The sequence below is a fragment of the Psychrobacter sp. TB20-MNA-CIBAN-0197 genome, from assembly GCF_040309765.1.
Classification (GTDB): Bacteria; Pseudomonadota; Gammaproteobacteria; order Pseudomonadales; family Moraxellaceae; genus Psychrobacter; species Psychrobacter submarinus.
Map to the genome: position 1 here is coordinate 1 of NZ_JBEOPC010000670.1, position 268 is coordinate 268.

Annotated in this window: 1 protein-coding gene; it reads left to right on the plus strand. The window is 59.0% G+C overall.

Features of this window, described 5'->3' with window-relative positions; genetic code table 11:
• The coding region (locus tag AAEY83_RS15460) for a hypothetical protein (protein ID WP_351060330.1) at window positions 1–268 on the plus strand (268 nt) is incomplete at both ends.

The following is a 268-nucleotide window of genomic DNA, read 5'->3' on the forward strand; positions in this document are numbered from 1 at the left end:
TCACCCTGCCGCTGTGCGAAGCCGCGAAAATCGAAGCGATGTATATCGATTTGCTCGGCGCCAACGTCGATGTGGTGTGGGTGCCGGACTTGAACAGCCTGACCCTGCTCAACCACTCCGTGAAAGTCGTGGACGGCCTGCCGGCGATTTACCTCAACGAAAGCCCGCTGACCAGCCGCCCCACCGCTGCTCTGAGCAAGAGTCTGGTTGAGAAAACCGTGGCATTCCTGGCAATCATCGCGCTCAGTCCGCTGCTTTTGATCATCGC